Annotated in this window: 24 protein-coding genes and 1 pseudogene; 3 read left to right on the forward strand and 22 right to left on the reverse strand. The window is 61.4% G+C overall.

Annotation, left to right across the window (positions count from 1 at the left end; all coding sequences use genetic code 11):
- Window positions 1-33 precede the first annotated feature (33 nt).
- The 13 genes from IV088_RS00380 to IV088_RS00440 all read right to left on the reverse strand — a co-directional run bounded on the left by IV088_RS00380 (window position 34) and on the right by IV088_RS00440 (window position 13,890).
- The gene (locus tag IV088_RS00380; protein ID WP_291096506.1) at window positions 34-2,034 is read right to left on the reverse strand and encodes a DEAD/DEAH box helicase; all 2,001 of its coding nucleotides are present in this window, start codon (window positions 2,032-2,034) and stop codon (window positions 34-36) included.
- The gene (locus IV088_RS00385; protein WP_291096508.1) at window positions 2,031-2,297 is read right to left on the reverse strand and encodes a hypothetical protein; all 267 of its coding nucleotides are present in this window, start codon (window positions 2,295-2,297) and stop codon (window positions 2,031-2,033) included. Before IV088_RS00385 ends, IV088_RS00380 begins: the two co-directional genes overlap by 4 nt.
- 76 nt (window positions 2,298-2,373) lie before the next feature.
- Window positions 2,374-2,757, reverse strand: coding sequence for a single-stranded DNA-binding protein (locus IV088_RS00390; protein ID WP_291096510.1), 384 nt, complete (start codon window positions 2,755-2,757; stop codon window positions 2,374-2,376).
- A gap of 77 nt (window positions 2,758-2,834) precedes the next feature.
- The gene (locus IV088_RS00395; RefSeq protein ID WP_291096512.1) at window positions 2,835-4,826 is read right to left on the reverse strand and encodes a phage integrase family protein; all 1,992 of its coding nucleotides are present in this window, start codon (window positions 4,824-4,826) and stop codon (window positions 2,835-2,837) included.
- 7 nt (window positions 4,827-4,833) lie between these two features.
- On the reverse strand, window positions 4,834-5,283 hold the full coding sequence (locus IV088_RS00400) for a hypothetical protein (RefSeq protein WP_291096514.1): 450 nt from the start codon (window positions 5,281-5,283) through the stop codon (window positions 4,834-4,836).
- A gap of 26 nt (window positions 5,284-5,309) precedes the next feature.
- Complete coding sequence (locus IV088_RS00405) at window positions 5,310-5,894, reverse strand: hypothetical protein (RefSeq protein ID WP_291096516.1); 585 nt, start codon at window positions 5,892-5,894, stop codon at window positions 5,310-5,312.
- Between the two features lie 4 nt (window positions 5,895-5,898).
- Window positions 5,899-7,047 (reverse strand): PFL_4669 family integrating conjugative element protein, encoded by a 1,149-nt coding sequence (locus tag IV088_RS00410; RefSeq protein ID WP_291096518.1) that lies wholly within the window; start codon window positions 7,045-7,047, stop codon window positions 5,899-5,901.
- Between the two features lie 20 nt (window positions 7,048-7,067).
- Window positions 7,068-7,517, reverse strand: coding sequence for a hypothetical protein (locus tag IV088_RS00415; RefSeq protein WP_291096520.1), 450 nt, complete (start codon window positions 7,515-7,517; stop codon window positions 7,068-7,070).
- A 140-nt stretch (window positions 7,518-7,657) separates the two neighbouring features.
- Window positions 7,658-9,679, reverse strand: coding sequence for a hypothetical protein (locus IV088_RS00420; protein ID WP_291096522.1), 2,022 nt, complete (start codon window positions 9,677-9,679; stop codon window positions 7,658-7,660).
- Between the two features lie 39 nt (window positions 9,680-9,718).
- Window positions 9,719-10,426 carry a hypothetical protein gene (locus tag IV088_RS00425; protein WP_291096524.1) on the reverse strand — a complete coding sequence of 236 codons (708 nt, stop codon included), beginning with the start codon at window positions 10,424-10,426 and terminating at the stop codon, window positions 9,719-9,721.
- Between the two features lie 28 nt (window positions 10,427-10,454).
- Window positions 10,455-11,069 carry an STY4526/YPO1902 family pathogenicity island replication protein gene (locus IV088_RS00430; RefSeq protein ID WP_291096526.1) on the reverse strand — a complete coding sequence of 205 codons (615 nt, stop codon included), beginning with the start codon at window positions 11,067-11,069 and terminating at the stop codon, window positions 10,455-10,457.
- Between the two features lie 39 nt (window positions 11,070-11,108).
- Window positions 11,109-12,737, reverse strand: a complete 1,629-nt coding sequence (locus tag IV088_RS00435; RefSeq protein WP_291096528.1) for a ParB N-terminal domain-containing protein — start codon at window positions 12,735-12,737, stop codon at window positions 11,109-11,111.
- A gap of 196 nt (window positions 12,738-12,933) precedes the next feature.
- Complete coding sequence (locus IV088_RS00440; protein ID WP_291096529.1) at window positions 12,934-13,890, reverse strand: ParA family protein; 957 nt, start codon at window positions 13,888-13,890, stop codon at window positions 12,934-12,936.
- 331 nt (window positions 13,891-14,221) lie between these two features.
- Here IV088_RS00440 and IV088_RS00445 point away from each other — a divergent pair, with 331 nt between their 5' ends.
- Window positions 14,222-14,347 (forward strand): hypothetical protein, encoded by a 126-nt coding sequence (locus IV088_RS00445; protein WP_291096531.1) that lies wholly within the window; start codon window positions 14,222-14,224, stop codon window positions 14,345-14,347.
- Between the two features lie 39 nt (window positions 14,348-14,386).
- Here the strand turns inward: IV088_RS00445 and IV088_RS00450 are convergent.
- Window positions 14,387-14,638: pseudogene (locus IV088_RS00450) on the reverse strand (substrate-binding domain-containing protein); the annotation flags it as partial.
- Window positions 14,639-14,651: 13 nt separating this feature from the next.
- Here IV088_RS00450 and IV088_RS00455 point away from each other — a divergent pair.
- Window positions 14,652-15,071 carry a nucleotide-binding domain containing protein gene (locus IV088_RS00455; RefSeq protein WP_291096533.1) on the forward strand — a complete coding sequence of 140 codons (420 nt, stop codon included), beginning with the start codon at window positions 14,652-14,654 and terminating at the stop codon, window positions 15,069-15,071.
- Window positions 15,072-15,212: 141 nt separating this feature from the next.
- Here the strand turns inward: IV088_RS00455 and IV088_RS00460 are convergent, their stop codons facing one another.
- The 8 genes from IV088_RS00460 to mltG all read right to left on the reverse strand — a co-directional run bounded on the left by IV088_RS00460 (window position 15,213) and on the right by mltG (window position 22,073).
- Window positions 15,213-16,724 carry a tripartite tricarboxylate transporter permease gene (locus tag IV088_RS00460; protein WP_291096535.1) on the reverse strand — a complete coding sequence of 504 codons (1,512 nt, stop codon included), beginning with the start codon at window positions 16,722-16,724 and terminating at the stop codon, window positions 15,213-15,215.
- Between the two features lie 15 nt (window positions 16,725-16,739).
- Window positions 16,740-17,228, reverse strand: coding sequence for a tripartite tricarboxylate transporter TctB family protein (locus tag IV088_RS00465; protein ID WP_291096536.1), 489 nt, complete (start codon window positions 17,226-17,228; stop codon window positions 16,740-16,742).
- A 132-nt stretch (window positions 17,229-17,360) separates the two neighbouring features.
- Window positions 17,361-18,017 (reverse strand): ankyrin repeat domain-containing protein, encoded by a 657-nt coding sequence (locus IV088_RS00470; protein ID WP_291096538.1) that lies wholly within the window; start codon window positions 18,015-18,017, stop codon window positions 17,361-17,363.
- A gap of 25 nt (window positions 18,018-18,042) precedes the next feature.
- The gene (locus IV088_RS00475) at window positions 18,043-18,855 is read right to left on the reverse strand and encodes a TatD family hydrolase (RefSeq protein ID WP_291096540.1); all 813 of its coding nucleotides are present in this window, start codon (window positions 18,853-18,855) and stop codon (window positions 18,043-18,045) included.
- A gap of 59 nt (window positions 18,856-18,914) precedes the next feature.
- Window positions 18,915-19,286: a PilZ domain-containing protein gene (locus tag IV088_RS00480; RefSeq protein WP_291096542.1), complete on the reverse strand. Its 372-nt coding sequence runs from the start codon at window positions 19,284-19,286 to the stop codon at window positions 18,915-18,917.
- A 43-nt stretch (window positions 19,287-19,329) separates the two neighbouring features.
- A complete protein-coding gene (locus IV088_RS00485) occupies window positions 19,330-20,367 on the reverse strand; it encodes a DNA polymerase III subunit delta' (RefSeq protein ID WP_291096544.1) in 1,038 nt (345 codons plus the stop codon).
- Window positions 20,364-21,056, reverse strand: a complete 693-nt coding sequence (gene tmk, locus IV088_RS00490) for a dTMP kinase (RefSeq protein WP_291096546.1) — start codon at window positions 21,054-21,056, stop codon at window positions 20,364-20,366. The genes IV088_RS00485 and tmk overlap by 4 nt, the downstream gene beginning before the upstream one ends.
- A 6-nt stretch (window positions 21,057-21,062) precedes the next feature.
- The gene (mltG, locus tag IV088_RS00495; RefSeq protein ID WP_291096548.1) at window positions 21,063-22,073 is read right to left on the reverse strand and encodes an endolytic transglycosylase MltG; all 1,011 of its coding nucleotides are present in this window, start codon (window positions 22,071-22,073) and stop codon (window positions 21,063-21,065) included.
- 100 nt (window positions 22,074-22,173) lie between these two features.
- Here mltG and IV088_RS00500 point away from each other — a divergent pair, with 100 nt between their 5' ends.
- Window positions 22,174-23,112 (forward strand): folate-binding protein, encoded by a 939-nt coding sequence (locus IV088_RS00500; protein ID WP_291096550.1) that lies wholly within the window; start codon window positions 22,174-22,176, stop codon window positions 23,110-23,112.
- The last annotated feature ends 1 nt before the right edge of the window (window position 23,113 follow it).

Below are 23,113 nucleotides of genomic sequence, written 5' to 3' on the forward strand. Positions count from 1 at the left end.
CAGGGGCACTGAATCACCGTGCAACGCCCTGCGCTACGCAGCCTCCAACAGCAGGTGCGCGTTGGCTGCATCAACCGATATGGCGAGTTCACCTGGCAAAGCGGATCGCACGGACTCGACCACTTCGTCCTCCGTCTCCTGCTTGTTCTGCAGGAGCCTCCAGACGCCATCGTCCAAGGTGTTTTCGATCAACGGCACGATGACCATCACGTCGCGCAGCTGGCCCAGCCGGTAGGCACGATCTTCGGCCTGGCGCATGAGTGCCGGGGTCCAGGGCAAGGACGCGAACGCCACGTAGTTCGCGGCCGTCAGCGTGATGCCCACACCGGCCGCCGACGTGGTGCCGATGAACACCGTCACGGATGGATCGGTTTGGAACGCATCAATGGCCTGCTGGCGGCGCTTTGACGAGTCGGCGCCCACAAGGCTCACACAATTGATGCCAGACGCCTTGAAGGCCGTTTTCATGGCCTCCACGGTCGCCATGTACTCGCAGAAGATGATGATCTTGTCGCCTTCCGACAAGCTTTCCACCGTCTCGATCAGAAACTGGGTCTTCAGGGCCTCCAGCGTCTGCCGCAGCTTGACGATCTTGGGCATGGCGTACATCGACATGTCGCCGTAGATCTCGTTGTAGACGCCCAGCCCTTCAGGTGGTGAGATGTAGCGCACCTGCCGTGCCTTGGTGCCCAAGTCCTTGAGCACATCTTTGCGTCGGCGGAGCATCCACCCCTGCAGCGCTGCCGCCAGCTCGGCACGCCGCTCTTTGCTGCCAGAGAACCGCTTCTTGAATTCCTTGAGCTGGAGCCCACCGAGCCAATGGCCGGTGATGCGCAGCAACGTGTGCAGCTCGATTTCCCTGCTGAGCAAGGGCGTGCCCGTGACCACGTACCGCCGCGGAATCCGCGTGGCCATAACGAAAGCATTGCGGGTGCGCCCGGCCTGGTGCTCTTTCAGGTAGTGGGCCTCGTCCACCGCCATGACCTCAAAGGACAGTTCGGGATCGCGCACCAGCCCGCCCAACCGCTCGTAGTTGGCGATGACCCAGCCGCAGCCGTACAACGTGGCGTGCCGGTCCTCACCGACGATGCCGACCACTGCCTTTGGATACACCGCGTGGATCTCGCGCTCCCAGTTGATCCGCAGGCTGGCCGGACACAGGATCAGCACCCTGCCCTTCCCCGCAATAAGGCGAGTGGCCACCACCGTCTGGCGGCTTTTCCCGAGGCCCATGTCGTCACCCAGACAGGCGCCCGTCTGTGTGATCAGGTGTTGAACACCCACCTCTTGGTAGTCACGCAGGCCTGCGGCTCGGCATGCTGCCGCCAACTCCGTAGGGTTGAAGTCGAAATGCACCGAGGCATCGAGTTCGGCGGACATGAACCCGGCACCTTCTGCCTTGTCTTCGCCATCTGCCAGGCTAGGCTCAGGTGTGGCCGAGGGCACCTTGATCGGTGAGCTTGATGCAGCGGATGCCACCAGATCCTCAAGCACCACGGGCTGCTCATGCACGAAGACATGAACATCTTCGACCAGCGCGATGGACTTGAGGGCCTCAAGGATTTCATCAACATCACCCTGAACCTGCCACGCTTTGGCATGCGGATGAAACTGGCCCCGCAGCGCACGCATCGCCGCTACGCACAGTTGGTCGTAGTAGAAGCTGACTGCATAGCGTCCCTTGGCCATGTCGGCTTTGGCCAGCGGAAAGACCTGAACATCCAGCCGCTGAGTGAAGTAGTCCGGCTGCGGCGCGCGCATCGCGGCACTGACCACGGCAAGACCGGAATCAACGTCCACGAACTCGCCGCGATAGAGGCGTTTGAGCCACGCCATCGCGTGTGATGCATCGTTCTGTTCAATGACCCAGACACGACCAGGTGCAAACCAACTGGCCTTGGACTTGGACAACTCTTTGCCCATGCCCTCTACGTAGTGGAGCTGCAATCCCAATCGTTGCCCGTCGGAGACGGCCTTGATAACCAGCTCCGGTGGTCGCAGCACCACGGGCGCCGGCAGACTCGTCGGGCTCAAATGTGGCTCACTTCATGCGGGTCGCTACTCTTTTTTGCAGTGAAATACTGCCTTCCAGCTCGGTTGCGGCGACTGACAAGGCCGTCGACCGTGAGCTGCAGCAATGTCATTCTTGTCTGGTCTTCGCCCCAACCCGTTGCCTGCACAAGGCTATTGAAATGGTCGGGCTCCACCTGGATCAGTTTGAACAGCGCGTCTTTGCGCATCTGGCTCTGAGGTGGTTCTTCTCTCGTTCCCTGTTTCTGTTTTGTTTGATTCTGCATATGGCCTCCCTGTCGTGAAGTCGGTACTGGCGACGATCTCTTTTTGGATACGTCACGACGACGGAGCTTGAGAGGCTCAGGCGGGAGCTTCTTCCCTTGCACGCGCCTGCTGAAAGGTGATGGACTCGATGCGTGAGAGCTGCAGGGCCACATCGTCGGCGACGATCTTGATCACCTGGACCTGCTCACCGGAATCTTTGTCGTTGGCCATGAAGTCACGCTCTTCGCCCAGCACCAGGACCCGAGCGCCCTTCTTCAAATGTTTGGCACAAGCCTCGGCCTTCTCACCGAAGATCTCGACTTCACGCCAGAAACCGCCGACCTGTTCCAGATCACCGTGCTCGTTCTGGCCCCAGCGCGCGAACATCACGCGCATGGTTGCCACCACAAACTCTCCGTTCCGACCATTGACACGCTTGAGTTCGGGCGAGTCGCCCAAGTTGCCCTTGCCGATGAACATGTTCTGCATTGCGGATCTCCTCGGTGCAGAAAGATCGGTCAGGCAATTGCACCAGTCCTGCCTGACCGTTGATGCGTTCAGCGACGGTCCAAGGCCTTGCCGTCGAACATGAGCGGCATGGCCATGACTGCGCGCAAGCGCTGGCCCATGTCCGCCTTGACATAGATGCCTGTGGTCGCAATGGACTTGTGTCCGAGCAGCTGCTGGGTGACGGTTAAATCCTGATTCGTCGCGCCGAGCACGCTGTGGGCAAATGTGTGACGCAGCCAATGGCAGGTTGCGCGCTCGAATGCCGCCTTGGACTCGGCATCGGCGCACTGCACCGCAACTTGGGCAAACAGGTGTTTCACAACTCGGTGAATACCTGCCGTGGAGAGCGCTCCGTTGGCGCTGGCCATCTCGCCGACCATGGGTCTTTCAAGCACTGAGAACAGAGGCGTTTCCTCTTCTGTCACAGCCACAACAAGGCCCGACTCGATCAGCGCCTGTCGATCTGCCCGGTGCGCGTGCAAAGCACGCAAAACATGCTCCTTGATCGGCACCAGACGCTCTTTGCCGCCCTTGCCGAGCACTCGCAAGCACTTGGCACCGGACAGCTGCTCATCGGGCACCAAGAGCCGTATAGGCATCAGGCTTCCCCAAGTCAGGTTGAGTTCGCCAATGCGAAGCCCAGTGGACTCCAGCAGGGCCAGAATGGCCACCAAACGGCACTTGCTAGGCGAATCGTCTAGCGAACCAAGGTACTGCTCAACCAACCGCATTTGGCCCGTGCTCAATGAGCGCATGGTGTCGATCTGCTGGTCCGGCTGCTTGGCTTGTCTGATCCGAGCGAAAGGATTGGCCACCAGGTAGCCCGTTTCCATCAAGAAGCCGTACAGGTGCCCGATGGCCGCGAGTGCGCGGGCGGCGCTGCGCGATGACAGTGGGCCTCGCATGGGCCTCCAATCCGCCCAATCGCGATGGGAAGGCAATCGACCGATCCAGTGCGCGGGAGGGCTGCACAAAAACCGTGCGTGAGCTGCGGCATCCGTGACCGTCAGCGTAGACAAGGTCTTGCCCTGCTCTTGTGCCCACAGCATCAACCGCATCACGTCGCAGGCGTAGGCCTTGCGCGTGTGAACCGATTTGAAGTCCAGCGTGACCAACCAGGACTTGATTGCGTCCGCATCGGACTGGGCCCCCATGGCGTTCGGCCCCATAGACCGCAGGGAGGAAGCCAGAGAGGTTGGCACAGCGGTCTGAACCGCCCTGAAAAGCGGCAGCATCTCCGTTCGGCCGGAACCACCAACTGCCAAGAGACCAGCGCTGTCCCAGCAGCTCCTTGGCGCGATCTTGTGTTCAAGGAACGTCTCATGCTGCACCAACCAGCCCACGAGCCGCTTGGCGCGATCCTGACCCACACCAGGGACACGGCTGTACCAGTGCCGCCCATGCCGGTTGATGAAGTCGATCAGTTCCTGCAGGAGCGCGATCTCCGCGCCGTTGAGCCTGGCTGTCAGGCTTTGGCTGAACCACAGGCGCACTGGGTCCGTGGGCTTGGGCAGCACCACTCCGCGCGATTGGACGATGCTCAGTGCGCGCAGCACCGCATCGGTTGAAGCAACTGGGGCTCTGGTGTTAGCGGCTGCAGGCAACGTCGCCAGCTGCTCGCCATAGCGTTCCTGGTACAGCTCCTGGATCTCCCGCTCGCTAAAGTCCTCTGCACCGATCTCCTCGGCGAACTCGTCAAGGCTGGGTACTTTGGGAACTGATTGAGCGGTAGCTGGGTTTTCGTAATTCGTTGAATTAACTTGTGATTTTGTGAATTTGGCGAAATTCACCAGCTCGCGCGCAAGCCCTTGCTCCCCGTGGCCACCGAGGATGTCGCTCGCCATCTCAACCACGCGGCGCAGATATGCACCGGCTACTCGCTCGTCTGCCACCAACTCAGGCAGGTAGCGCTGCGCCGCCACTGCTGGCGCCAAGCCCTGCACGACGGCCCGCACGAAAGACAGATCGTGAAGCCGCAGGCCCGCCTCGCGCCAGACCTGGGCTTTGCCGGGTGGTCGCCCGCCACGGGTGGTGGGCATGGCGAGTTCACACGTCAAGATAACTTCCATTATCTTGACGCACGAAAAACCCCTCTAAATCGGCTATCTGAAAAGTGCGCAGGTTGGCCATGATCGATTTATCGTTTTGAATCAAGCACTTGATTGCCGTAGAGCGTTGAATTTCTGAGAAAATGCCGTCGGCACGCTGCCACAACCCATTTCCTGTGTTGAGCATTCCAACGATGCGGCAGCGTGTCACCTTCATTTCAATGGGCGCCAGTTCAGCAGTCCCGGTTCTGACGCAAGCGACTGTCGGCTGAATTCCAGAGGACTCGGGACCGTGGTCCGGGACCGCCGTGACCCCCACACGTTTTGCCTTCGAATCGCTGACTTGAAGCGCGGCACACCATCCGTTCAGTCCACCAAAGATCAGCTCCGAGAAGTCTTCCGGGGTCATGCCTGATTCCTTGGCGGCCAATGTGACGACGTCCTCCATGAATGACATTTGTGATGGCACTTGGGTCACGGCTTCGTTCTTTCCAATGAAATCGGTCTTGCGAATACCGCGGATGTTTTCCTCATGACCACCTTGCGTGCGGTGGCAATTGCGCGGCGCAGATCTTTGTGTCGCTCGTTGAGCGTCATGGCCTGCTCGGTGGCCTGTCGATACCAATCTCCCACGTCCAGGGTGAGACAGGTGATCCGGTCCTGTGCCTCAGGCCAGGGCACATGTCTGCATGCACCTGTCCGCTCCCGCCAACGAAGGAAGGTCAAACCCGTGGCCGTCTTCACGTGCAGCATCAGGTACATCTGCGCGTCTTGAACCAGCTTGGTGATATCGGACAAGTGCTTCATGGCCTCGACGGTCACGTCCAGCTCAGTCAACAGTTGGCGCAGTTCCAGCAATTTGCCCCTACCCGTAAAGGCTTTTGTGTCAGCCTGGTTTTGACAGGCCTGCTCCTTCACAGCCTGTCTCGCCCACTGGGCCGGATTGACGATGGGCTCCATGCGCGTCTTGCTGCTCTTACCGGCCCTTTCAAACAGAACCCTTTCAACATCAAAGGCCCTTTCATCCAGGGCGTTTGATTGCGGCAGATTCATGTTCATGGCTTCACACCAGCTTTTCTGCAATTTCGTTCATGCCCGCGTCATCGAGTTCACCTGCCTCTGCAGCTCGCTCCATGCGCAGCATTTCGCTGCTGATGACCTGCAGGAGCTTTCGCTCGGCCGTGGAAATCTGGATACGCCGGCGTGAATGGCGCGGTTGCAGCTTGCCGGCGTAGACCTCCGAAGGGCATGGCCCGAAGACCTCTGCCGCAAACTGAACACGTTTGACCCCCAACGGGTCACCATCCGGCACAAAGTCGGTCCGGCACAGTCCCTTCATTTCTTCGCGCATGAGCCAACGATCGAACCGAGCCGTTTCGTTGAACACCCGGCGAATCACGCGCGTCGTCTCGGTGATGATCTGTCGCACCTGAGCGTCCGAACGCAGGTTCTTGCGCTCCAAGGTCTTCTGAAGCCGAACGAAGAAGTCGAAGTCCGAAACCAGCTGGGCCACGGCATAGCCATAGGGCGACTTGAACCCCAGGTTCAATACCTGAGGGCTCGATGACTGCAGCACGGAGAAGGTGAGTCCCCGAGACTTCTGCTGATCCAGGGCTTCACGAGCCTCTTTGATGTGCTTTTCCAGGAGCTTGCCGACCTCCTTCATCGTCTGCTCATGACGCAGCAGTCCCCAGTCGGCGTAGGGGTTGTCATTGCTGGTGAGCATCCACAGCGCCCGCAAGGCTGCGGCGACACGCTTGCCACCGATGATCGGCTGCAGCTGTTTGCCTGGATCGCGCGCGCGGCCCATGAACATTCGGAACGCTTCCTTGGTGTGGAGGGCCATTTGGTCCACCTGCTCATCCACCAGTGACCCCAGGAAGTTCATCGAGATGGCTTCTTTTTGCTCCACCACAGACTCGGCGCCTTTGCGTGACTGGTAGCTCGCCTGCATGGTTTCCAGACGGTCCTGTCGGTCGATCATTTCGATGTAACGGTCATACATCGGGTCAAGCTCGTTGAGCATCCGACCTTCATCCGAGAGGAATTCAGCCAATGCTGCCTTTTCACCCTCGATGCTGTAGCCATCGGAGAACGGTGAATTGGCAGAAGTGGCGTACAGCATCTGCTTGGAAGCGGGTACCGGGACCTCAGAGATGCTCGCTGCATCCTTGGTTTTGGTTGACTTGGCCGTCTTCGCGGTTGTTGCCATGTTGTTTCCTCCTTCAGGTTTCAGGTGTGTTGAACGGGTTGAGGCACGACCTCGGGTTTGAGCGGCTCATTGGCCGCGTCGGCCGATCCGGCCGTTGTTTGAGCGGCTTTCCATTCGTCAAGGAAGGGAAAATGACGTTCATCAATGCCGGGCAGGTTTCGGGGCAACGGCTTGGCCAGCAGCGCAAGCACAGCCTCGCGATTGACCGTGAAGTGGGTTCGTGTGTTGGCGTGAACTCGGGTCGAAATCAAGCCCAGTTGGCTCAGCCGATCAATCGATCTCTGAACCTCCCACCTATTCAGACACCCTGCAAGTGCGTCAAGGGCTACCTTGACAGCTGTTGACTTGAACTCCGTTTCGTCAGCACCTTGACGAAGTAGGTAGTGCAGCAACATTGCATCGCTGTATTTGCCGTCCTCGTGTTTGCGCAAGCGATGGAGCAATTCATTGAAAAGCGCTTTACTGTCCATGGTTCATCTCCCTAAAAAATATGGCCTGTCTCGGGATTCTTTGCACCGGGCGCCTAGTTGCGCGTTTTGCGCTACCCGGCACGGCGTGCCAAGTGGCGCAAATTGCGCTACCTGTTCTTGTTCGATGTTTACGTGCGACTTCATTTCAGGTCACCCCGCGATGTTGTGAACTCCGCCTTGAGCTCCAGCAGGCGCTGCCGATGGGTGCGCTTGATCTCGGAATCCAAAGGCGCTGGTTCAACTTCACGGCCCTGCGTGCTCGTGGGCATTTGTTGCTCAGTACTGCAAGCGACCACCCCGGCAAGCCGCTCCTGGTGCCGGCGCTGACGAGCTCTCAGGTCCGCGACTTGGGGTGCCATGGCCAGATCAACGAAGCCCTCGGCGTGGCGCCGAATCAGGCTGTGCAGCCAACCGGCTGGGTTGTGGATCTTCTTGCTGGGTATCGCCAGGTGACCAGCAAGCTCGTCCAGAAACGCCTGCCTCAGTTCACTGGGAGCCTGAGCCACAGTGGCCAGCACCCCCGCACGAAGCGAGGCATCCAGCCGACTCGGCAGAACGAGTTCCGTTGCCTGCTTGCCGATTGACCTCGGTTCTTGCCCCGATGGACATTCGAGGCTTGCGGGCGACTTCCCAGGCTTGCACCCATGAATTCCGACGGCATTGCTTGGATTGCCACCGACCTCCTGAGGTGAACCGCCATCGTCGATCTGGTGAACGACAGTTGCCTTCGGTCGTTCGGTTTCATCTTTTTCAACCCGACGACGACGAGACGCGCTGTGCTCCGAGTTGTCCACAGACTGCGATGTTGTCGTTTGAAAATACCTTGGAATACCTTGTTCTTTAGAGTTTCGACAAAAGGGCAAATTCGGTTCGACAAAACGGCGGATCGGGTACGACAAAAGGGCAATTCGACCAACAGATGCAAGCGCGTCTGTGGACAACTCGATGGACACCGGACCGTTTGGCACAGCAGCGAGCACACCAGGCGACAGCGATCTGTGTTGAATTGCCGCAGATTCTTGTGGTTGTGTGCGCTCGACCCCTGCTGGTGCAAACAGAGACATGACCAACCCTGCTGGTGAGTCCGATGCCGCAAAGCGTGTGTTGACCAGTGTTGCGGCATCGTCCTGAGGTGCGAGGCGGTCATTGGCTACCCGGTCGAGATGCCATTTGGAAATCAAACCTACCGGCGAAAACAGGTGGAGTTGCCGTTGCGGCAGGGTCGTGCCTGTCCTGTTGAGCAGAGCGGCACCGCCAAGCAGATTGGTTCCAGAAGGCACCACTGCGAGTTCGTGAACGGCAACTCGTACCGACCGCTTCCTGGGTGCGGTCCTGCGAATCGCGCGCTCACCCTGGGCCTGAAGACACGAAGCGATGGCAGCCAAGTTCACACGGGTCGCCACCATTTCTTGAATGGAACGACCTTCTCGAATGAACCCAGCAGCCTTGAGCTTTTCGCGCGCGTTGCGCTGTGCCTTGCTGCCAAGGCACAGTGCGATGCGAGCTTGTTCTGGGCGGTAGACAAACTCTCCAGGGAACATCTCGACTGCAGCGCTGCTCGTCTCTGGGTTGCGCATCGCGAACGACTGACGCTGCAACAGATACGACAGGTACAGACCAGCGCCTACGCTGCCACAGATGTCAACAAGTGGCTTGTAGAAGCGTATGCACGAACGGAACAGCTCGGTCATGCTGGCCCAGGTCAAGTCAGGCTGTCCCAGCAACTTGGCCGTTCGCCCCAGATCCACTTTGAAGTGCATCACAGCTGGGCGTCCGGCAAGGGCTTCCAGCAAGAGACCGCGCTCGACCAGCGCTGACCGGATAGAAACCTGTTCGCGCGTGGACAAGCCTGTGGCCTGTGTCCACTGCGCTGCGCTCATGAAGAACCAACCTTTGCGTTGCGGTTGAATTTGCGCCAGGTGTTTTGACCAGTACAGGGCATGACCCAAGAAGATGGCTGCCTTGAAGTCGTCTAGCCGCTGCGCAAGCAACGGGTGGAATTGAATGAAGCCACGGGCATTGAGGTGGCTCAACGCAATGTCATGGGCACGCATGTCTCCCAGATCTGCCTGATCAGTCGGCACCATGAAAGGGTGGTTGTTCGACAAGCCAGCGTCCCAATCTGGTTCAGGCGGCTTCAACAAAAATGGGGTGCGGAACAAGTCTGTGGCCCTGTGAGCGTGCGAAAGGTGACTTGTTTCTCATGCGCGGCGGCGCATTGAACGAGCCTGGGCCTGTCGCTCAAGCGCCTGAACGTCCAAGGTTGGTGCCAAGGCCGCCGAGTGCCTCACCATCTCCGCCAAACCTTCGCTGCGAGCCAACAGCAACGCTGTGAGCTTTCGCAGATCCAGCTTGAAGGTCGGAGACGGGGTTCTGCTTGGATGTGTTTCGTTCTTCTTGGAATAGCTGACAGACAGGACGCCGGCTTTGACCAATTGCCTGTGAGCCTTGCGCTGCTCAGATTCAGTCAAGCCTGTTTCAGCTTCACACTGGGTTCTGGCAAGGGTGAAGTTGTGGATGCCCGTGGCACCAATTTGCTCGCTGGAGATACCTGACATGCGCGAGAGCACCAACGACAGCCAGACTGCGGCTGTCACGCTTCCGCTGATGTCCACATAGATTCGATGAAATGCGATGGGCTGTTGGCCCAGCCAATCGAGAAGAATTGCCTGCGTGAGGCTTGAATCGGCTAGTCGTAACGCATCCACGCCCTCCTCCACAGGTGATGGAAATGATGGCAAGGTTGGCAAAGCTGTTGGAGCGTCAACGGCTTGTCCGGCAATTCGGCCGCCCCAACTCACGGGTGTGAAGTCAGGGCGAACAACCTTCGCTCGTCGTTGCCGACGATTCTTAAAGACAGGACGCTCCTGCACATAGGTCGAGATCGTGATCGGGAGATTCAATGCCATGGATTCACTCCTGTGAGGGTGCCGAGATTCAGGTGGTGGCAGAGTCCAGGACCACGGAGGCCTGGATCAACTCGCGCGTGCCGCTGCCCAGTTCTTTGAATTCATCGGTGCAGCGGTGAATGGACGCCATCGAGTACGTCGGGAACTTTTGATGCAGCCTCCACAGGCGTTCACGTTCGGGCTCATCCTTGAAGCTGTGGCAGATCGCATGCCATTCGCAATGGATGTGGTCCCGGATCGCTGTCGGAGGAAGTCGGGGCCGACCGTTCGTTGCCTTCTCAGTCAGGTCCAGTTCAACGCGCAAGCGTTGAAGCTCTTGCTTGGACAACGTGAACAGCGTGCGCAGCAAAATGATCGAAGCGCCATGTCGTACGAAATACTCCTTGAGCATTTCATCGCGGCGCGCCCGGTCTCGCATCCACAGACAGGACATCAGCTTTTGTGTGTCGATGGACACCTTGATGGCCAAGCCCTCAAACTGAGCTGCATGGAAGAAGTCCCGTGTCGGTCGCTTGCGCAAATCGTCAATCAGTTCAGGGCTGAAACCGTTGGCCAGCAAGCTGTCCAATCCGCCTGAGTCAACCTGTTCGACCAGGTGCTCCAGAACCATGCGCTTGATCGTCGTATTGATGATGTTGAACATCTATTTTTTCCCCTGTCGTTGGTTTGTGAAATCGGTGGTCTATCGCGGGAGGTCTGGATCGGGTGTGACAGCCCTGACGAATCGCTCAGGGTGATCCAGGCGCAATTGCTCCATGGCGCGCAGCAGTTGCACGGTGAGATAGCCCAGCTCGGTCTGGCTGAACATGACGTAGACCTCAGCCAGCAACATTGCTGGGTCTCCACTGTCTGCGGTCACGCCTCTCAGGGCTCGTACATAGTTCTGACGGAAAACGTCGGGGCCAGCTTTGGCAAAACGTGTCCAGTTCGAGATGTCTTCACTGACATGCGTAAACCACTGCGGGTCGAGCTGCCCGCTGAGTGAAGCCAAGAACTTCCATGACGCGGCGCGGATTTGTACCTGCCCATCCGGCAATGCTTCATCGCCCATCTGTTCAAGGTTTTTGGGCAAGTCCATGCAGTACCCAAATGGCATGTCCTTGACATGCAGGATGCAGTCATGAAGCAACGCCAGGTCACTGATGTCCAGCACCAGACTCAAGACATGAGCAGTAGGGTCGTCCGTCCCAACGTTTTCTGGCAATCCTGGATTGCGCTGACGCGAAGAAACAATGGGTACGCTCTGGTCTTCTTGGCCCATGGAGGCCTGTGAAGCTGAGCGTGCTGCCGGAGTTTGGTTGGTAGGTGGGATTGGCGGTGCTGCTGGAGCTGGCGGCACTCCAGCGAGCATGCCTGTCAACAAGCGCTGCTGTCCCTGGGAAGCATTGGCGTTTGATGCGTTCAGCGCAGGAGGCTGTTTTGGCTCAATAGGCTTGCGGATCTGTATGGCCTTCAGTTCCTCCGATGTGATCCTGCTGTTCGACTCCACCGCGCTGATCATCAGCGGCATGATTTCGGGCGTGACGCCTACGGCCATTGCCAAGGCCTCATGCAAGTCCGCCACGAGGTCCGCAGCGTCCAGCTCGACCGGTTTTCGCTGGGATTCTTCCGCCTCCTTGTTGTAGGTGATGGTGGCAAGGACTTGATCCCGGTGCTTTAGCAGAACGGGTTCAAAGATCGACCGTTGCAAATCGAACTTGGTTGCTACGGTCATCGCGCCCGATATAGCTGGACGAAGGATTTCGTTGACCTCCGTTGCCTTGAGCCAGGGACCGATGGGTGACAGGTGCTCCACAGCGAAGGCAAAGTTCTGGATGACCCGAACCCCGAAATTGATCCCATGGGATTTCAGTTCACGGCCCAGGTCCCCGGTGCTGAGAACCGCACCGTGTTCCTTTTCGTGCGCTTTCTTGAAGGTGGCTACGCCCTGGGCTTTCTCCCAGAATGAAATGTCCCCTCGGTTTTCGTTTTCAGCGAGGTGAGCCGAGATGACGTTGGCATCACCTGGCCACGCCTTGACGATGACCTTGAGAGTGTTGAATCGGGTATCACCACTGGCCTGCAATTCCTTGACAATGGCCAGCCTCGTGTTGCCGCCGCCGTAGGGGTGGTATTTAGACGACTCAGGCCGGCGCGTGACGGTGATCGGGTTTGTGATTCCGTCCGCAATGATGCTCGCACGGATGTCGTCATACCTTGGGTTGTTACCGGTTCGAGGGTTGTACTCATAGGTCTCAACCTCGCCAATTGGCAAGATTGAAAACGAGTCGTCTGCATCGGCACGAGGGTCCAGCGACGGGATCGGGGTCATGAGCTTGCTCGACCGACCAATCTGACCAAGATTCGCCCGTGCTTGATCTGCAACAGCCGCGTTTCTGGCTTCAGTTCTCGAAGTGCTCTGGGGCCTGGGTAAAAGGCTTAATCGAGGCAATGGCGCTCCATTGCGAGCCAGCGTCGCTGCACGCTCAACGGCTGTCAGCGTTTCGGGAGTTTTCCGGCTGGCCATTTCACACCTCCGTTGCGAGGTCTGTGTCTGGCTCGTGGGTTGCAACGGCTCGCGAAAGCACAGTCAAATCACCCTTGTGGTTTGGCGTGAACTTCCCCTCCAGAGAGGGGATGAGTTCCCACATCAACCGGTGCATGATGTCTCCTGCTTTGCCCGGGTCTATCCAGTGAACTGGTACTTGTGCAGTCGAGGCTTTCGGAAAAGCAGCGATGGCAGGAACCATCGTGTCCATCACGGTCACCTTTCCTCGCAGCTCGATGAACTGCTCACGAATCAGGGTTGTGATCGTGCGGCTGTCTACCGTGTTCTGGTAGTGGTTGATCACCGCCTTCATAGGGGGAACCGAGTAACCCATGTTCCCGGCAGATTCGTGACGGTCGATCAGTAGGAGTGAGCCCGAGATGAATTCACGGGCAGACACGATGTCCGGCTTGGCCGGTATCAGCAGCATGTCGGCAGCATTCACCGCTGCATCCTGCAGGTGCCCTACGGCACCCTGCGTGTCGATGATCACAACGTCATATTTGGCCGAAACAGCGTCGTTTTTGATGGCCATCCGAATTCTGACCAGGCGGTCCAATCTGTTCGCAAGCCAGTCTTGAAGAGCGCTGTCGTACTTGAATACCCCGCGCTCTTCATCCCAAGTTTGGGTATCTGAGCGAACCAAGTGCAGGAAGCCACCCCGGACATTGAGTACGGAGATGTCACCCCGGAAGGTTTCGGGTGGGAGGCTTACGTGGCTGATGCAGTCGTCGGCGAGAGCGCCGCGCTGGAGCATGGTCGTGAGGCCATGCTCTGCCACATGAGAAAGCTGAAAGTGGCGCGTCAGGGCCGGCTGGATGTCGGCGTCGATAAGTAAGACACGGTATCCCATGTCCGCCAACAACCCGCCAATGTTGGCACAGAGTGTGGTTTTGCCTACGCCGCCTTTGGTTGCGACTACTGAGAGTGTGAGCATTCGATCCTCGCTGAACTGGGTTAAACCTGTTCAGACGAAATCGACGCTTATTTATCAATCACACTTCGTATATGCGTACTTAATGTTCTACTATTTATCAAATGTATCGATAAAAGTAATCCAATAATATACATCGTGGAATATAAAAACCGAAAATCCATCGCCACTCAGATGCAACTGGAGACACTTCTTACTGGAGATCACCCAAGACCGCTCAAGCCCTGAAGCGATGTAGCCGAACACATGAAGACAAGAACACTCGCGACGAACTTCACATGTCGGCACGGCCCCGGTTCACTTGACTTTCAGCTTCTACAAGGAAGGTATCGCTATGTTCCGCATGTCTGACCACATTGCCACCGCGTTCGAGCTTCTGATCTTTTGGGCCGTTGCGCTGTCGCCTGTCTGGCTGTTCATGCAGTTGCTGATCTGGGCGGCGAGTCACATACCCGCTTGAGCCCTGTGCTTCGCGAAATCACACAAAAAGTCGGCTGAGTCACGGCAGGTTTTCGCGAAAGATCACCTGGCTGCGTGTCGTCTCCACGCCGCTGGTCGGCTCACGCCCATCGCGCAGGTTGGCAAAGATGCGCACGCAGCTCATCACCGCACCCTGCGGGTTCTGGGTGATGACAGCGTCCATGGTGCCGTCGATCAGCAAGGCGCGGGTGTCGGGCGTGAGGCCGTGGCCGATGAAGACGACCCTGCGGTCAGCCCCGGCCTCTTTCAGGGCCTGGCCGACGCCTTCTGCGCAGCGCATCGCCGTGGACGCGCAGCGCCTCAGCGACGATGCGGCGTACGCCCAGACCATTCAGGACGGCATCTGCGCCGGGCTGCGATCCGGCCAGCATGTCCTGGCCTACACCGCCCCCGCCAACGGCCAGGCGACCAACACCGCATCGGCGGCCCGCGTTGCCCAGGCCAGCGCCGACCTGATCGCGCGTGTGGTGCAAGCCCGGACGGACCACGGCACGCCGCTGCGTCGAGTGGGCATTGCCGGGGGGGACACCTCCAGCCATGCCGTGCAGGCCTTGCGGCTCTGGGGCCTGTCCTATCTGGCCACCATCTGCCCTGGCGTCACCCTGAGCCGCGCCCACACGGCCCGGGACGGCCTGGAGTTGATGCTGAAGGGCGGGCAGATGGGGGGCGTGGATCTGTTTGAGCAGCTGCTCGGGGGTTTCTAGTTCGGGGTGCCCTCCACCAGCCCGTGGTGCTGGCGGGTGCAGCAGATCCATTTGCGTTTTGCCGCTGGAATCCAAGGTGTCGCAGGCATGAAAAAAGCCGGCGGGCTTGGCACCCGCCGGCTGGTTCGACGCAGACCTTGGTCAGTCTTCGACGAAGGCTTCTTCGCGCTTCTTCTTGATCGACGGCAACAGCACAACGGTCAGCAGGATCGCGGCCACCGCCAGCAAGCTGGCCGACAGCGGACGGGTCACGAACACCGACCAGTCGCCCCGCGAGATCAACAGCGCGCGGCGCAGGTACTCTTCCATCATCGGACCCAGGATCAGGCCCAGCAGCAAAGGTGCGGGTTCGCAGCCCAGCTTGATGAACAGGTAGCCGATGAAACCGAAGATGGCGACCATCCAGATGTCGAAGCTGTTGTTGTTGGTCGAGTACACACCGATCGCACAGAACAGCAGGATGGCCGGGAACAGCCAGCGGTATGGCACGGTCAGCAGCTTGATCCAGATGCCGATCAGCGGCAGGTTCAGGATCACCAGCATCAGGTTGCCGATCCACATCGAGGCGATCAGGCCCCAGAACAGCTCGGGGTTGCTGGTCATGACCTGCGGACCGGGCTGGATGTTGTGGATGGTCATGGCACCGACCATCAGCGCCATCACGGCGTTGGGCGGAATGCCCAGCGTCAGCAGCGGGATGAACGAGGTCTGCGAACCGGCGTTGTTGGCCGACTCGGGCGCTGCCACACCGCGGATGTTGCCCTGGCCGAACGGCACTTCGCCGGGCTTGAGCTTGGTCTTCTTCTCGATCGTGTAGGCCGCAAAGGCCGACAGCAGCGCACCGCCACCGGGCAGGATGCCCAGCGCCGAGCCCAGCGCCGTGCCGCGCAGCACGGCCGGCACCATGTTCTTGAAGTCTTCCTTGGTCGGCATGATGCCTTCCACCTTGCCGGTGAACACCTCGCGATGCTCTTCCGGTTGCGACAGGTTGTTGATGATCTCGCCGTAGCCGAACACGCCCATCGCGATCACGATGAAGCTGATGCCGTCGGTCAGTTCGGGGATGTCGAAGCTGAAACGCGCCACGCCGGAGTTCACGTCGGTGCCCACCAGGCCCAGCAGCAGACCCAGCAGGATCATGGCCAGGGCCTTGATCAGCGAGCCGGACGCCAGCACCACGGCACCGATCAGGCCGACGATCATCAGCGAGAAGTACTCGGCGGGGCCGAAGTTCAGCGCCATCTCGGTCAGCGGCGGCGCGAAGGCGGCCACGATCAGCGTGCCCACGCAGCCGGCGAAGAACGAGCCCAGACCGGCCGCCGCGAGAGCGGGGCCTGCCCTGCCCTTGCGCGCCATCTGGTAACCGTCGATCACGGTCACGACCGACGACGATTCACCCGGCAGGTTCACCAGGATGGCGGTGGTCGATCCGCCGTACTGCGCACCGTAGTAGATGCCGGCCAGCATGATGAGCGCGGCCACGGGTGGCAGACCGTAGGTGGCGGGCAGCAGCATGGCGATGGTCGCCACGGGGCCGATGCCTGGCAAGACGCCGATCAGCGTGCCGAGCAGGCAGCCGACGAAGGCGTACATCAGGTTCTGAAGGGTGAACGCAACGCTGAATCCCAGCGAGAGGTTGTCAATCAATTCCATGGTCGTTCCTTGTGATCAGTTGGTCAGGAACGCAGGCCACACGGGGAACTGCAAGTTCAGCAATTTGACAAAGGCGCCGTAGCTGCCGGCGGCCAGGATGGTGGCGAGGATGAGCGTCGACTTGAACTTCATGCCCGGCTGCGCCATGCTGGCGATGAACACCAGGGCGTAGATCGCGACGATCAGGCCCATCGCTGGGAAACCGAGCGATGGCAATCCGACCAGCAGCGCACCGAAAGCCAGGTTGGCCCCGAGCACAAAGCCCAGCGGGCGCCAGGCGAACGAACCGATCTTGTCGCCGCTAGGCCCTCCCTGGGTGAACGACTTGAACGTGATGATCACGCCCAGAATCGCCAGGATGATGCCCAGCATGAGTGGGAAATAACCGGGTCCCATGCGGGCGGCACCGCCCACCTGGTAGCTTTGGGCTCCCCAGGCAAAGCTTCCACCTACTGCGGCGAACATGAGTCCCGAAAAAAAGTCTTTTTGACTGGCGATGGCCATGGCTTGTCTCCTCGGATAAAGAACATGCGCGATTCTGGGGGGCTTTGGCCCTGAGGGGCATGTGGGTTACACCTACAGCAGCCCCTCCAAACGACGCCGAGGTGATGGCGCACCCGCCTTCACCTGGGTTTTTTACCGACCCTTGGTTTGCCGTGCGCGCAGCGCGGCCGCCAACAGTTCGGCCATGTCGTCCCGGCGCGCCCGCCGTGCGAAGTCCACCGCGGTCAGCCCTTGTTCGTTGCGCAGCGAAGGATCGGCGCCCTCCTCCAGCAGCAGGCGCACCACGTCGCTGTAACCGTAGTGCGCAGCCATCATCAGCGGTGTGCTTTTGTTCGGAGATTCGGCATCGATGTAGGCATGGTGTTGCAGCATGAGGCGCACCATGTCCACGCCATCGGGTTCGGTGCGCGAGGCCGCGTAATGCAAGGGCGTCCAGCCCGTCTTGTTGACCTCGGCACCGCGCTCGATCAACCGCTTTGCCGACGCCAGCTGGCCCCTGATGGCAGCGATCATCAACGGGCTTTCCCCTTGAGCATTGCGCGACTCCACTTTCACCGTGCGCTGGCTGAGCAGGAAATTCACCACCTTGATGGAATCTTCGCGCAGGGCCACGTGCAGCGCGTGGTCGCCTCGCTCGTTGCGGGTATTCAGGTCGAAGCCGCGCAGAGCCAGCTGGACCATGGCCGACTCGTTGTCGAGCTCGGCGGCCTTGAAAAAGTCGTCAAATGAGCCCGCAGACGCGGCGAAAGAAATCCAGAAAAGAACATTGAAAACAATGTTCTTTTTCAAGTTCTTGAAGTGATACATCTGCATTTCAGCACACCACCCGGTTGAACAGCTGCTCAAAATTGCGGCTGGTTGCTTCGCCCACTTCGGCCACGCTCAAGCCCTTGATCTCGGCGATCTGTTGCGCCACGTGCGGCACGTAGGACGGGTTGTTGGTTTTGCCACGGTGAGGCACCGGTGCGAGATACGGGCTGTCGGTCTCGATGAGCAAACGGTCCAGTGGCACGAACCGGGCCACTTCACGCAGGTCGCTGGCGTTGCGAAACGTCAGAATGCCTGAGAAGGAGATGAAGAAGTCCAGCTCCAGCGCTGCACGGGCCACGGCCTCGGTTTCCGTGAAGCAATGGAACACGCCACGGGATCGCGGCAGCGCTTCACCGCTCGCGGTGGAGGTGAACCCGCCCTCGTCTTTCAGAATGGCCAGGGTGTCGTCGGAGGCGCTGCGGGTGTGAATCACGAGCGGCAGGTCGGTCTGGCGACCTGCCTGGATGTGGACCCGGTAGCGGTCACGCTGCCATTCCATGTCGGCGACGCTGCGCCCATTCAGGCGGTAGTAGTCCAGGCCGGTTTCGCCAATGCCCACCACACGCTGGCGCGCCGCACGCTCCAGCAGGTCTTGCAGGCTGGGCTCCTGAACGCCTTCGTTGTCGGGGTGCACCCCCACGGTGGACCACAGGTTGGCGTGGTCGCGCGCCAGCGCGTGCACCGCCTCGAACTCTTCCAGGGTGGTACAGATGCAAAGGGCGCGGTCGACCTGTGCCTGTTCCATGGCCGAGAGAATGGCCGGCAACTGGGCGGTGAGCTCGGGAAAGCTCAGGTGGCAATGGGAGTCGGTGAACATGCAGGGGAACCGGGTTCAAGGCGCGCAGGCCAGGCGGCCCGGCCTGGGCAACAGACGGGTCAGATGGTCTGGGTGGCGCGGTCAGAACCCAGGCTCGCGCCCAGGATCTCTTCGATCTTGATCTTGAGGTGCCTGGACTTTTCGTCGGCAGGGAAGCGGATGCCCACGCCCTGGGTGCGACCGCCTTGCGCCTTGGCCGGCGTCACCCAGGCCACCTTACCGGCCACCGGATACCGCTGGGGATCGTCGGGCAGGCTGAGCAGCACGTACACATCGTCGCCAATGCGGTAGTCGCGCGACGAGGGAATGAAGATGCCGCCCTCGGTGAACAGGGGGATGTAGGCGGCATACAGAGCCGCTTTCTCCTTGATGGAGAGTTGAATCACGCTCGGCCGCGACGACGCTGGGGTAGGGACGGGGCTGGTGCTCATGGCGTTGAAGTTTAGCGGCAAACCCGGCCCGTGGCGCCTGGCATCAGGTTCGCGGAGACGTGCGCGCGAGTGCCTGTCGCGTCGCCGCGACCCAGGCCTCCTGCATCAGGCCCGGGTTGTAGGGGTGCTCCACCGTGCGGGCGGCCTGCATCAGCGCACTCGACCAGCGCGCCAACGCCATCCAGCGCGGCGCGGGCGGCAGGCTGTCGGCGGGAAAGAAACGTGGCGACGCACCGGCGGCCACCGACATCAGGTCGTGACACAGCTTTTGCAGCAGCTCCAGCTGTTGCGCGGCGGTCCAGTCGGACAGCAGGGACCAGTCGCCCTTGGCCAGCGCGCGCGGCAACTCGCTCCAGCGCGAGGCCGCGAGGCCGCTGCGCCCCCAGGCCAGCGCGTCGTCGGGTCGCCCGCCTGCCGCCTGCAGCCACACACGCGCCTGTTCGGGGCCGGGGTCTTTGGCGCCATCTGCCCGCGCCCGTGCCTGCAGCCAGTCGAGCGCTTCGGCTTCGGCGGGCCAGGTCATCGCGTGGGTCTGGCAGCGGCTGCGGATGGTGGGCAACAGCTGGTGGGTGGCTTCGCTCGCGAGCACGAAGCGGGTGTCGCCGGCCGGTTCTTCCAGCGTCTTGAGCAAGGCGTTGGCGGTCACGTGGTTCATGCGCTCGGCCGGGTACACCAGCACCGCCGTGCCGCGCCCGCGTGCGCTCGTGCGCTGCGCGAAGGCCACCATGTCGCGCATGGCGTCGACGCGGATTTCCTTGCTGGGCTTGCGCTTCTTGTCGTCGATCTCTTTCTGGGCGGATTCCGAGAGCGGCCAACCGCGCTCCAGCAGCACCGTCTCCGGCATCAGCACCACCAGATCGGGGTGCGCCCGGCTGCCGACCAGGTGGCAACTGCCGCAGGTGCCGCAGGCGCCCGCCGGCGTGGGGTTTTCGCACAACCAGGCCTGGGCCAGACCCATGCCAAGATCGTATTGACCCAGGCCGGACGGTCCCTGCAGCAGCCAGGCGTGGCCGCGCTGGCCGAGCAACTGGGACAGCTGCCGCTGAATCCACGGCGCGGCGATGGCAGGTGTGTTGCTCATCGGGGACCGCTGTTGGCCGGGACCATGATGGACAACCAACCGCGCCGCACGAAGGTGCTGGTGAGCTGTTGCCAGACCAGGTGGCGGGCCTGATCGGCCTGGATGCGGGCAAAGCGCGTTGGATCGGCCGCGGCCCGCGCCGCGTAACCGGCGGCCACGTGGCGGAAGAAGTCCAGCGGCTGAGCCTCGAACCGGTCGGGCGCACGCGCGTCGGCCAGTCGGGCGGCGGCCGTTTCGGGCGGCAGGTCGAACCACACGGTCAGGTCCGGCTGGCGCAGCGCGCCCTCGCCCACCGCAGGTGTGGCCTGCACCCAGCGCTCCAGGGTCCCCAGCACATCGAGATCAAAGCCGCGTCCGCCACCCTGATAGGCAAAGGTCGCGTCGGTGAAGCGGTCGCACAGCACCACCTCACCGCGCGCCAGCGCCGGCTCGATCACGTTCATCAGGTGGTCGCGCCGGGCGGCAAACACCAGCAGCGACTCGGTGAGTGGGTCCATCGAATCGTTCAACAGCAGTGCGCGCAGCTTCTCGGCCAGTGGCGTGCCACCGGGCTCGCGCGTCAGCGTGACAGTGCGGCCCTGGCCCCGGAACGCATCGGCCAGCCCGGCGATGTGGGTGGACTTGCCGGCGCCGTCGATGCCTTCGAAGCTGATGAAGAGGCCTCGGGCCTGGGGATTCGGGTGGGGCATATATGTTCAGCGCTGCAGCTGGTATTGCCGCACCGCAGCATTGTGCTCTTCCAGCGTGGCGCTGAAGGCGCTGCTGCCGTCGCCGCGCGCCACGAAGTACAGCGCCGGCGTGGTGGCCGGCTGGACGGCGGCCTTGAGCGACGCCCAGCCCGGCATGGCAATGGGCGTGGGCGGCAACCCCGCGCGGGTGTAGCTGTTGTAAGGGGTGTCGGCCAGCAGGTCGGCGCGCCGCAGGTTGCCATCGAAGCGTTCGCCCAGGCCGTAGATCACGGTCGGATCGGTCTGCAGCCGCATGCCGATGCGCAGCCGGTTGCTGAACACGCCGCCCACCATCGCGCGATCGGCTTCGGTACCGGTTTCCTTTTCAATGATGCTCGCCAGGATCAGCGCCTCGTCGGGAGCGCGCAGCGGCGAGGCCGGGTCGCGTTGCGCCCAGGCCTGGCCCAGCCGCTCCTCCATCGCCAGGGCGGCCTGGCGCAACACGCTGGAGGCTGCCGCGTGGCGCACCATGCGGTAGGTGTCGGGGAAAAACCGGCCTTCGGGATGGCGACCGGGGAAGCCGATGCGCGCCATCACGCCGGCCGCGTCCAGTCCCTCCAGGTCTTGCGTCAAGTCGGGCGAGCGCCGCACGGCGGCCAGCAGCTCGCGGAAGTTCCAGCCTTCCAGCAGCGTGAGGCTGCGCAGCGCCTGCTCGCCCTTCACCAGCTGGTTCAGCAGGCCGCGCGGGGTGGTGCCGGGCTTGATTTCATAGGTGCCGGCCTTGATGCCCCGCGCCTGGCCCGACCACCGGAACCAGGCGTACAGCAGGGCGGACGGCGTGTTCACGCCCGCCTGGGTGACCGCTTCGGCCGCGCCGCGTGCCGACGACCCGGGGGCGATCTGAAACTCCAGCGGCGCGGCCGCACTCGTCCCGGCCGGCAACGGCAGCGGCTGCCCCAGCCACCACCAGGCGCCCGCGGCGGTCACACCGGCCAACAACGTGGGCACCAGCAGGAGCCAGACAAAAAAACGTTTCACAGCAAGGAGGTCAGGGACTGGGCGCGCGGCGGGCGCTGAAAAGGTCGGCGGATGATAATCGACCGCACTGTTTTCACCCCACGAACCCGATCGCTCGCGAATGACCACCAGCCCCACCGGACTCCCTCCCGCCACCGCCCTCCACGGCGTGTCGCTCCTGCCCCACCTGGGCGTGATCCGCGCTCAAGGCGAAGAGGCGGCGAAGTTCCTGCACGGACAACTGACCAACGACTTTTCACTGCTCGGCCTCTCGGAAGCGCGCCTGGCCGGGTTCTGCTCGGCCAAAGGGCGCCTGCTGGCCAGCTTCATCGGATTCAAACGGGCTCACGACGACATTCTTCTGGTGTGCAGCGCCGACCTGCTGCCGGCGACGCTCAAGCGCCTGTCCATGTTCCTGCTGCGCGCCAAGGCCAAGCTCAGCGACGCCAGCGCGGAGTTCCAGCTCTGGGGTCTGGTTGGCGATGCCGTGCCGGCCGCGCTGCCCGCCAGTCCCTGGAGCAAGCTCGACGCCGATGGCGCGCAGCTGGTGCGGCTGTATCCGGGTGCGGGCGTGGGCCGCGCGATGTGGGTGGCGCCGGTCGACACGCCGGCTCCTGGCGGCGAGCGGCTGGGTGAGGCCCAGTGGCGCTGGCTGGAGGTGATGAGCGGCGTGCCCACGCTGTCGTTGCCGGTGGTCGAGGCCTTCGTGCCGCAGATGCTCAACCTCGAATCGGTCGGTGGCGTGAACTTCAAAAAAGGTTGTTACCCCGGTCAGGAAGTGGTCGCGCGCAGCCAGTTTCGCGGCACGCTCAAGCGGCGGGCCTACGTGGTGCAGGGCGACGCGGCCATGGCCCCGGGCCAGGAGGTCTTCCACGACAGCGACGCTGCCCAGCCGTGTGGCACCGTGGTCGAGGCCGCGCCCCACCCCGAGGCCGGCTGGAACGCCATCGTCTCCATGCAGACCAGCGCCGCCGAGGGCGGTCGTTTGCGCCTCGCCGCCGCCGACGGCCCCGCGCTGAACCTGCTGCCCCTGCCCTACCCGCTGCTCGCGGACATTTGAA

Source organism: Hydrogenophaga sp., from assembly GCF_018780075.1.
Classification (GTDB): domain Bacteria; phylum Pseudomonadota; class Gammaproteobacteria; order Burkholderiales; family Burkholderiaceae_C; genus Hydrogenophaga.

Coding starts and splice junctions, on each gene's coding strand:
- IV088_RS00385 (WP_291096508.1), bottom strand. CDS start 2,297: ATGCAGAATCAAACAAAACAGAAACAGGGAACGAGAGAAGAACCACCT.
- IV088_RS00390 (WP_291096510.1), bottom strand. CDS start 2,757: ATGTTCATCGGCAAGGGCAACTTGGGCGACTCGCCCGAACTCAAGCGT.
- IV088_RS00395 (WP_291096512.1), bottom strand. CDS start 4,826: ATGCCCACCACCCGTGGCGGGCGACCACCCGGCAAAGCCCAGGTCTGG.
- IV088_RS00400 (WP_291096514.1), bottom strand. CDS start 5,283: ATGGAGGACGTCGTCACATTGGCCGCCAAGGAATCAGGCATGACCCCG.
- IV088_RS00405 (WP_291096516.1), bottom strand. CDS start 5,894: ATGAACATGAATCTGCCGCAATCAAACGCCCTGGATGAAAGGGCCTTT.
- IV088_RS00410 (WP_291096518.1), bottom strand. CDS start 7,047: ATGGCAACAACCGCGAAGACGGCCAAGTCAACCAAAACCAAGGATGCA.
- IV088_RS00415 (WP_291096520.1), bottom strand. CDS start 7,517: ATGGACAGTAAAGCGCTTTTCAATGAATTGCTCCATCGCTTGCGCAAA.
- IV088_RS00425 (WP_291096524.1), bottom strand. CDS start 10,426: ATGGCATTGAATCTCCCGATCACGATCTCGACCTATGTGCAGGAGCGT.
- IV088_RS00430 (WP_291096526.1), bottom strand. CDS start 11,069: ATGTTCAACATCATCAATACGACGATCAAGCGCATGGTTCTGGAGCAC.
- IV088_RS00435 (WP_291096528.1), bottom strand. CDS start 12,737: ATGACCCCGATCCCGTCGCTGGACCCTCGTGCCGATGCAGACGACTCG.
- IV088_RS00440 (WP_291096529.1), bottom strand. CDS start 13,890: ATGCTCACACTCTCAGTAGTCGCAACCAAAGGCGGCGTAGGCAAAACC.
- IV088_RS00445 (WP_291096531.1), top strand. CDS start 14,222: ATGTTCCGCATGTCTGACCACATTGCCACCGCGTTCGAGCTTCTGATC.
- IV088_RS00460 (WP_291096535.1), bottom strand. CDS start 16,724: ATGGAATTGATTGACAACCTCTCGCTGGGATTCAGCGTTGCGTTCACC.
- IV088_RS00465 (WP_291096536.1), bottom strand. CDS start 17,228: ATGGCCATCGCCAGTCAAAAAGACTTTTTTTCGGGACTCATGTTCGCC.
- IV088_RS00475 (WP_291096540.1), bottom strand. CDS start 18,855: ATGTTCACCGACTCCCATTGCCACCTGAGCTTTCCCGAGCTCACCGCC.
- IV088_RS00480 (WP_291096542.1), bottom strand. CDS start 19,286: ATGAGCACCAGCCCCGTCCCTACCCCAGCGTCGTCGCGGCCGAGCGTG.
- IV088_RS00485 (WP_291096544.1), bottom strand. CDS start 20,367: ATGAGCAACACACCTGCCATCGCCGCGCCGTGGATTCAGCGGCAGCTG.
- tmk (WP_291096546.1), bottom strand. CDS start 21,056: ATGCCCCACCCGAATCCCCAGGCCCGAGGCCTCTTCATCAGCTTCGAA.
- IV088_RS00500 (WP_291096550.1), top strand. CDS start 22,174: ATGACCACCAGCCCCACCGGACTCCCTCCCGCCACCGCCCTCCACGGC.